At 48.0% G+C, this 7,712-nt stretch carries 6 protein-coding genes; all 6 read left to right on the top strand.

The features are described 5' to 3' along the window. The first annotated feature begins 68 nt into the window (after window positions 1–68). Window positions 69–596, top strand: a complete 528-nt coding sequence (locus AAIH57_RS18995; protein WP_175395545.1) for a redoxin domain-containing protein — start codon at window positions 69–71, stop codon at window positions 594–596. 14 nt (window positions 597–610) lie between these two features. After that, window positions 611–2,284: a cytochrome c biogenesis protein ResB gene (gene resB / locus AAIH57_RS19000; RefSeq protein ID WP_430022640.1), complete on the top strand. Its 1,674-nt coding sequence runs from the start codon at window positions 611–613 to the stop codon at window positions 2,282–2,284. Further along, window positions 2,281–3,543 (top strand): cytochrome c biogenesis protein CcsA, encoded by a 1,263-nt coding sequence (ccsA, locus tag AAIH57_RS19005; RefSeq protein ID WP_175395543.1) that lies wholly within the window; start codon window positions 2,281–2,283, stop codon window positions 3,541–3,543. The genes resB and ccsA overlap by 4 nt, the downstream gene beginning before the upstream one ends. Window positions 3,544–3,684: 141 nt before the next feature. Beyond that, complete coding sequence (locus tag AAIH57_RS19010; RefSeq protein ID WP_175395542.1) at window positions 3,685–4,401, top strand: response regulator transcription factor; 717 nt, start codon at window positions 3,685–3,687, stop codon at window positions 4,399–4,401. A 55-nt stretch (window positions 4,402–4,456) separates the two neighbouring features. Next, window positions 4,457–5,854, top strand: coding sequence for an ATP-binding protein (locus AAIH57_RS19015; protein ID WP_175395748.1), 1,398 nt, complete (start codon window positions 4,457–4,459; stop codon window positions 5,852–5,854). A 196-nt stretch (window positions 5,855–6,050) separates the two neighbouring features. Further along, on the top strand, window positions 6,051–7,712 hold a 1,662-nt coding region (locus AAIH57_RS19020; RefSeq protein ID WP_430022641.1), incomplete at its 3' end, for a collagen-like repeat preface domain-containing protein.

Consider the following 7,712-nt stretch of genomic DNA (forward strand, 5'->3'; position numbering starts at 1 on the left):
ATAGGATGTTCACAGTTGGGAGAGACCATGATCAATTACGAGTCAGTCACTGCAAAGGGGAGCAGCACATGGGGAAATCAAGAAGAACGGTGCAAATCGTCATTTTGTTATTGATCCTGGTGTTGGGCGGATATGCGATTACCACGTCGGTATCCGGCTCGAACGGCAAGCCGAAAGAAGGGGACAAGGCTCCTTCTTTTGAATTGCTGGGCCTGGACGGTCAAGTGCATACGTCTGAAGAGTACAAAGGCAAGGCCATGGTGATCAATTTTTGGGGCACATGGTGCGAGCCATGTGTAAAAGAGATGCCGGCGCTTCAAGCTCAAGCAGACAAGTGGAAAGATCAGGGTGTTCAATTTATTGGCATCAATGCAGGGGAAGATCAAATGACCGTGGATAATTTTGTTCGCCAGGTGGGAGTTAACTTTCCCATTATGCTTGATCGGGACAAAGATTCAATACGGGATTTCGGAATCTCTCCGATGCCTACCACTTTCTTTGTGTCGAGCACAGGCAAAATCTCGACCATTCATATCGGTCAACTAGATTTAGACACGCTTGACGCTCAAATTTCACAACTGGCAAAGCAGCCCTGACAGGAGGTCTAGTCGTGTTCCAGAATACCAAATGTGAATGTGGACATCAGAATCCGGTTGGTACTGTGCTGTGTGAAGCCTGCGGTAAACCGCTGCTCGAAGCAGAGGCAACATCGAAAGAAGTTTTGGAGATGCGCTACGATGGGATGGCCCGGCGTTCACAGCGCAGCAATCCGAATATCATCGACCGTGTGTGGAACTTTTTTTCATCCGTCAAGATTGCTGTATATTTGATTGTGTTCACCTTAGTAGGGTCAATGTTGGGCACAATTTATCCTCAAGAGAGCACATTTCTTAATATTGATCCTTCTGTATATTACAAGGAAACCTATGGCCAGTTAGGTCATATCTACTATCTGCTGGGTTTGTCCCATACATACGAATCCTGGTGGTTCATCCTGCTGCTTGTCATGATCGGGGCATCACTCGTCATATGCAGTCTTGACCGGGTGCTTCCGCTCTATAAAGCACTCAACAAGCAAAAAATCCGCAAACATATGCAATTTTTAACGAGGCAGCGTCTGGTGTACCAAGGTCCCATTGAAGAGGGGGCGGAAGAATGGATTACGAAAGCGGTTACGCCACTTAAGAAGAAAGGATACCGTGTGCATACCGAGGGAAATGCGCTGCTGGCCGAGAAGCAACGTTTCGCCCGGTGGGGACCTTATGTTATCCATATTGGTCTGATTATATTTCTTCTGGCTGTTCTGGCCCGCGGGCTTCCAGGCTTAAATCTGGACGAACATGTTGCCTTTCCTGAAGGCGAGATAAAAAAAATTCCCAACACCTCTATGTATTTGAAAAACGAGCAGTTTAACGTTGAATTTTACAGCGAAGAAGAAGTTCCCGAACAGTTTCGCAATTTGAACAAAATTGTCCCCAAACTGTTTGAAACCAAAGTTGTGTTATATGAATGTACTGCCGATTGCTCTGATCTGTCGAAGAAACCCCAATTGAACGAAGTTGCCAGACATGACGTCAGGGTGAATCATCCATTGAATTACAATGGCTTGAAAGCGTATCAGTTTGATTATGATCTGACGCCCACGATTCGTTCGGTAACACCTGACCTGGTAAATGCCAAAACGGGAGAGAAGTACGGTGCAATCCAGATTGACATGGTGGATACTGAGCGAACCTTTCAGGCTGGGCCATATCGTCTGACTGTGAAAGATAAATTTATGGATTTTGGACTGGATGATAACGGTCAGCCCAAATCTTTATCCCCTTCACCAAATGCTCCAGCCTTTCTATTTGTGATCAAGGGACCAGATCTGCCTGAGGAAGGTATTCAATATTTATATTTTGCAAAACAGGTGGATAAGCAGCGTTTTCAACAGGATGCAATTAACCAACAGCTTGTAGGGGGAGAGATTCCTTTGCAGCTCGAAGTCGATAGCATGGATAAAGTAGATATCATACAATCCGTAAGTTATCTGAATATTCGTATAGATAAGGCAATGCCGTTTGTCTGGGTTGGAGCCGGAATCGTAATGTTGGGTCTGGTCATGGGTTTTTACTGGCATCACCGCCGCATCTGGATCCGCATTGACGATGGGCAGCTTACGCTGGGAGGACACACCAACAAAAACTGGTTTGGCTTCAAACGTGAAGTATCTGGTGTGTTAAAACAGATGCATGTGGAAGTGGATGAGAAGTCGTTGGATAACGGGGGGAACCAAGCATGAGTTTATTGGATTTCAGCAGCGACGCATTTATCGTTTCTTTTTTTCTGTATTGTGCTGCATTTTTTTTATATGGCGTTGCTGTTATGGGCAAGAAGTGGAGTAATCGGGACCCTCAGGCTCATGTAGAAAGATGGGGAAAAAGGGCCTTTATTGCGTCGATCGTTGCACTGGCAGCACATCTTGTGTTCTTTTTTACACGCTGGGCTGGAGCAGGCCATATCCCGGTCAGTAACATGTATGAATTTATGACCTTTTTATCCATGATGGTTATGGTCGCATTCATAGTGGTATATGCCATCTATCGCAAGTCGTTGCTCGGATTGTTTGCCTTGCCACTTACGATCATTATTATGGCGTACGCAGCCGTATTTCCGCAGGAGGTACAACCGTTAATTCCGGCACTGCAGTCGATCTGGCTGAAAATCCATGTCACGCTCGCTGCGCTTGGTGAAGCATTCTTCGCAGTTGGTTTTGCAGCGGGCTTTATGTATTTGCTCCGTACAGTCGATTTCAGTGGCAAAGACAAATCATCCAGACGTCAGCGCGGCTGGGTGGAGTTCACATTGATTACAATTGTCGTTGTAGTCGGGTTTATTGGAACGGTTTTCGCCTTCCGGGCCTCTGGGTACGAGACGGTTTTTGTCCAGAAAACGGCCAGCATTGACACAGAGGTACAGGAAGATAGTACAATAGAGAAAGTGATTTATCGCATGCCTCCTATTTTTGCGCCATACAATAGCGAAGTGGAGAGCATGACACCGTTTCTTGGGATGAAGGAACCTCTGCTTGAGACGCCATCCTGGATGAACGGAGTTAACGCCGGGCGCAAATTGAATACGGTGGTCTGGTCATTGATTGTAGGTCTGATTCTCTACGGAATAGTAAGATTACTTGTGAGAAGACCGCTTGGACAAGCACTACAACCTATGCTGGACGGCATTGATGCCGATGATCTGGATGAAATCAGTTATCGTGCGATTGCCATCGGGTTCCCGATATTTACGTTAGGGGCATTAATTTTTGCCATGATCTGGGCTCAGATAGCCTGGAGCCGCTTCTGGGGCTGGGACCCCAAAGAAGTGTGGGCTTTAATTACATGGCTTTATTATAGTGTGTACCTGCATTTGCGTTTATCCCGAGGATGGCAGGGCCGGAAATCTGCCTGGCTTGCTGTGCTTGGATTCCTGGTCGTCATGTTTACGCTGGTTGGTGTGAATCTGATTATTGCTGGACTGCATTCATATGCAGGAGCTGATTAGGATAGACAGTTTGGCCGAAGTATGGGAGAAAATCCATGAAACAATGCGCGGCCCCTGCGTTAAAAGTGGGCATTCAAATATTGTTCGCCAGATCGAACATAATAGAAGTGATAGGAGTTATTGCAAAGGGGCTGGAGTGGAATGGCAGAACATGAGAACCGGATACTGGTCGTCGATGATGAGGAAAGAATCCGCAGGCTTTTGAAGATGTATCTTGAAAAAGAAGGTTATGAAATTGATGAAGCGGAAGATGGGGAGACAGCACTGCGAAAAGCAACAGCTGGAGAGTACGGCCTGATTTTGCTTGATGTAATGTTACCGGGCATGGACGGTGTTGAAGTGTGTACCCGATTGCGTCAAGTAAAATCGACCCCGGTATTGATGCTGACAGCAAAAGGTGAAGAGATCAACCGTGTTCAGGGATTTGAGGTTGGGGCAGATGATTACGTCGTGAAGCCTTTCAGTCCGCGTGAAGTGATTTACCGGGTAAAAGCTATTCTGCGTCGTTCTTCTGCGACTGCATATCTGTCCAAGGAAAGTAATTCAAGCAACAATATCGTATTCCCTCACCTTGTTATTGAGCATGACGCTCACCGGGTAACGGCGGGAGGGGAAGAGATCAGTCTTACCCCAAAAGAATATGAGTTGTTACATTACCTGGCGACCTCTCCGGATAAAGTGTTTTCCAGAGAGGAATTGCTCAAGGATGTATGGAACTACGAGTTTTTCGGTGATCTCCGTACCGTGGATACGCACGTCAAGCGTCTTCGTGAAAAGTTGAACAAGGTGTCGCCTGAATCGGCGGCTATGATTACGACAGTGTGGGGTGTGGGTTATAAACTGGAAGTACCGAAATAGCTTTAATTTCTGGAGATCACTGGTCGGAAAGTTATGGATAACCATTATATGCCTTGTGGGCTGTGTGCTCATCGCGCTGGGTCTTTTTTTGCTTCCGTACATTGATACCAATTTTGCGGAGTCCGAGTCCAGAGATATTAAGCGCCTGTTCACGTATGTCTGTATCATCGGTTTCAGTTTGACGACTTTTTTCGCCCTGTTTCTGTTCACGAAAATCACTCAACCGATGCAACAGCTGATTCAGGCTGCCAATGCGATCCGCAAAGGAAACTATGGGACAAGGCTCTCTCTTGTGACAAGCGATGAGATTGGTGAGCTGGCTAACACATTTAATCATATGGCTGCTCAGCTCGAGGACAACATTCGGAGCCTGAACCACGAGAAGGAACACTTGGCTAGTGTACTTCGGAGTATGACGGACGCCGTGGTTACCTTCGATGGTGAAGGTAAAGTGATTCTGACCAACCCGCCAGGGGAAAAGATCATGCAGGCTTGGTGTGATCTGGACTGGGCACAGGACGAAGAGGGACAGGAAATGAACAAGGGAGAAAACTCTTCCCGTGATGTTCCAGAACCTCTGGTTCCTTTGTTTAAACTGGTTATGGAGCATGGCGGCGATCAGAGCTCGAATGTACATGTTCAGCAGGGGGTATGGTCGGTGCAGATGACACCTCTGTATGCGGACAGTGTTGTTCGCGGTGCGGTTGCCGTCCTGCGTAATGTGACAGAAGAGGTTCGTTTGGAAAAAATGCGCCGTGATTTTGTCGCCAATGTATCTCATGAGATACGAACGCCTTTATCCATGATGCAAGGTTACAGCGAAGCTCTTCTGGATGGCATGGCAGCCTCTCCTGAGGAGAGTGAAGAGTTGATTCAGGTTATCCATGATGAGTCACTGCGCATGGGCAGATTAGTCAAGGATCTGCTGGATCTGGCCCGAATGGAAGCTGGACATACCGACATGGCAATGAAGGAAGTAGATCTGGTGGAACTCTTGGAGCGGGTGTATCGGAAATTCTCTGTACGTTCGAAAGAACAAGATATAAGACTTCATTTTGAGTGCAACCTGCCTAGCCTTGTGCTTCAACAAGCTGATGAGGATCGGCTCGAGCAGGTATTTACCAATCTGCTTGATAATGCTTTTCGTCATACGCCTCCTGATAAAAATGTTATTATTGCAGCAAAGCTGCTTGAAGATCATCGAACGTCGGTAGCTAAAGTGTCAATCAAGGATGAAGGTGCGGGTATTCCGACTTCCGATCTGCCATTTATTTTTGAGAGATTCTACAAAGCGGATAAGGCACGTGTTCGCGGAGAGAGTGTGGGTACTGGACTAGGTCTGGCCATTGTAAAAAATATCGTTGATGCCCATCACGGTATCATTCAAGTGAACAGTACGCTTGGGGAAGGGACAGAGTTTATTTTACAATTTCCGGTGAATTCCTCGAAATAGCCTGATTTCATACAAAAAGTGCAGAAACACCCCCTCTGGAGGGTGTTTTTTTGTTGAAGTATTCCGTTTAATCTTGTTCAACGTGGAACAAAAGAATGAGGTTATTTTGAAAACAAAAATAGTGTCCAAGATAAATTTCCTTCCAATGTCACATAAGCTTGAAAAACAAGGAAGTCAGAGGAGGTTTGGATAACGCATGTCCGATAGGCGTAAACGGGTAAATATAAAAGCATTTTTGGAAGGTAGATCGTTCAGGGCGGGGTCCCCCTTCATTCCGATAACAACAAGTGAGCAGGAACAGTTGGAAACGTTGCTTCGATCATTAGCAATCATCATTCCTGCAGCAATTAGCCAGCCTGTAGCCGCTAACATACTCGCACTGCAATCAGGTTTGCGGAATCTGCTCACTTTCGTCAACGTGTCAGGTTTCCGTGCTGGAGTTAAAGCCGAACTTCAAGCTGTGTTGGAATTAACCATAGCGGCATCAGAGATTGTACCTGTTGCATTGATCAACTTGGTTGGCAACTTGCAGAATCTGCTCGATGATTTGTTGAGTGTGACCTTATTACTCGAAGTTCCCCCACCAGAGAAAGATAAACTGGTAGCGTTGATTCGATCCACATCCATTTCACTCAGCCGAGCGACCACAGGGATTGGCTCATCCGGAATAACGGGACCGGCAGGCCCCCCGGGGGTCCCCGGAGTTCCTGGCGTGCCTGGAGTTCAGGGAGTGCAGGGACCAGCCGGTCCTCCAGGGGAGGCAGGCTTGGCTGGTCCGGTGGGTCAAGTGGGTCCGATCGGACCGACCGGGCCCGTAGGACCTGTGGGACCACAAGGCGCTCAGGGACCAGCAGGAGCAACGGGCATAGGGCTAAATAATGTAACGCCATACGATCCAGCACAGGGTCCAAGTTATACTCAAGGCCAAGTACTCAGTTATAATGGGAACCTTTATGTTGTTAATGTAAATGGCCCAACGGGTATCCCTGGAAGTTCGCCAGATTTCACATTACTGTTAGCGGGTGGAACAACTGGTGCAACAGGAGCAACTGGCGCAGGTTTATCAGGTATTGTTCCTTTTGATCCTGCGCTCGCACCGGCGTATGCTTCAGGACAAATTGTGACTTTTGCTGGTGGAACATATATTACCAATGTGGCATCGCCAAGTGGGACGCCTGGGAGTTCCGCAGATTATACATTACTTGCGGGTGCTGGTCTAACGGGCTCCACCGGGGCAACGGGGGCAGGATTAGATGGTGCTGTGCCTTTTGATCCAGTAGTAGCACCGACCTATCCTGCCGGTCAGGTGGTAACGTTTAACGGGAGTACATACATTGCAAATGTAGCGTCTCCTACGGGTACGCCAGGTACTTCTCCGGATTTCACATTAATTGCAGGAGCAGGCCCATCAGGTCCTACAGGAGCGACAGGTGTAGGGCTCAGTGGTATTCTGCCGTTTGATCCGGCCGTGGCACCAACGTATCCAGCCGGTCAGGTAGTAACGTTTAACGGGAGTACGTACATTGCAAATGTGGCTGCACCAGCCGGAACACCGGGAACGTCCCCGGACTATACGTTACTGGCAGGAGCAGGAGCAACAGGCGTTACTGGGATTACCGGCGGAACGGGTGGCACAGGTGAAACGGGAGCGACAGGGATAACAGGGATCACGGGAGCAACGGGTATCGGTTTGAGTGGCATAGTGCCATTTGATCCGGCCGTGGCACCAACGTATCCAGCGGGTCAGGTGGTTACGTTCAACGGCAGTACCTATATTGCCAATGTGGCTGCACCAGCCGGAACACCGGGAACGTCCCCGGACTATACGTTACTGGCAGGAGCAGGAGCAACAGGCGTT

This window comes from Paenibacillus sp. MABNR03, assembly GCF_050455445.1.
In the GTDB taxonomy this organism is placed as follows: Bacteria; Bacillota; Bacilli; order Paenibacillales; family Paenibacillaceae; genus Paenibacillus; species Paenibacillus xylanilyticus.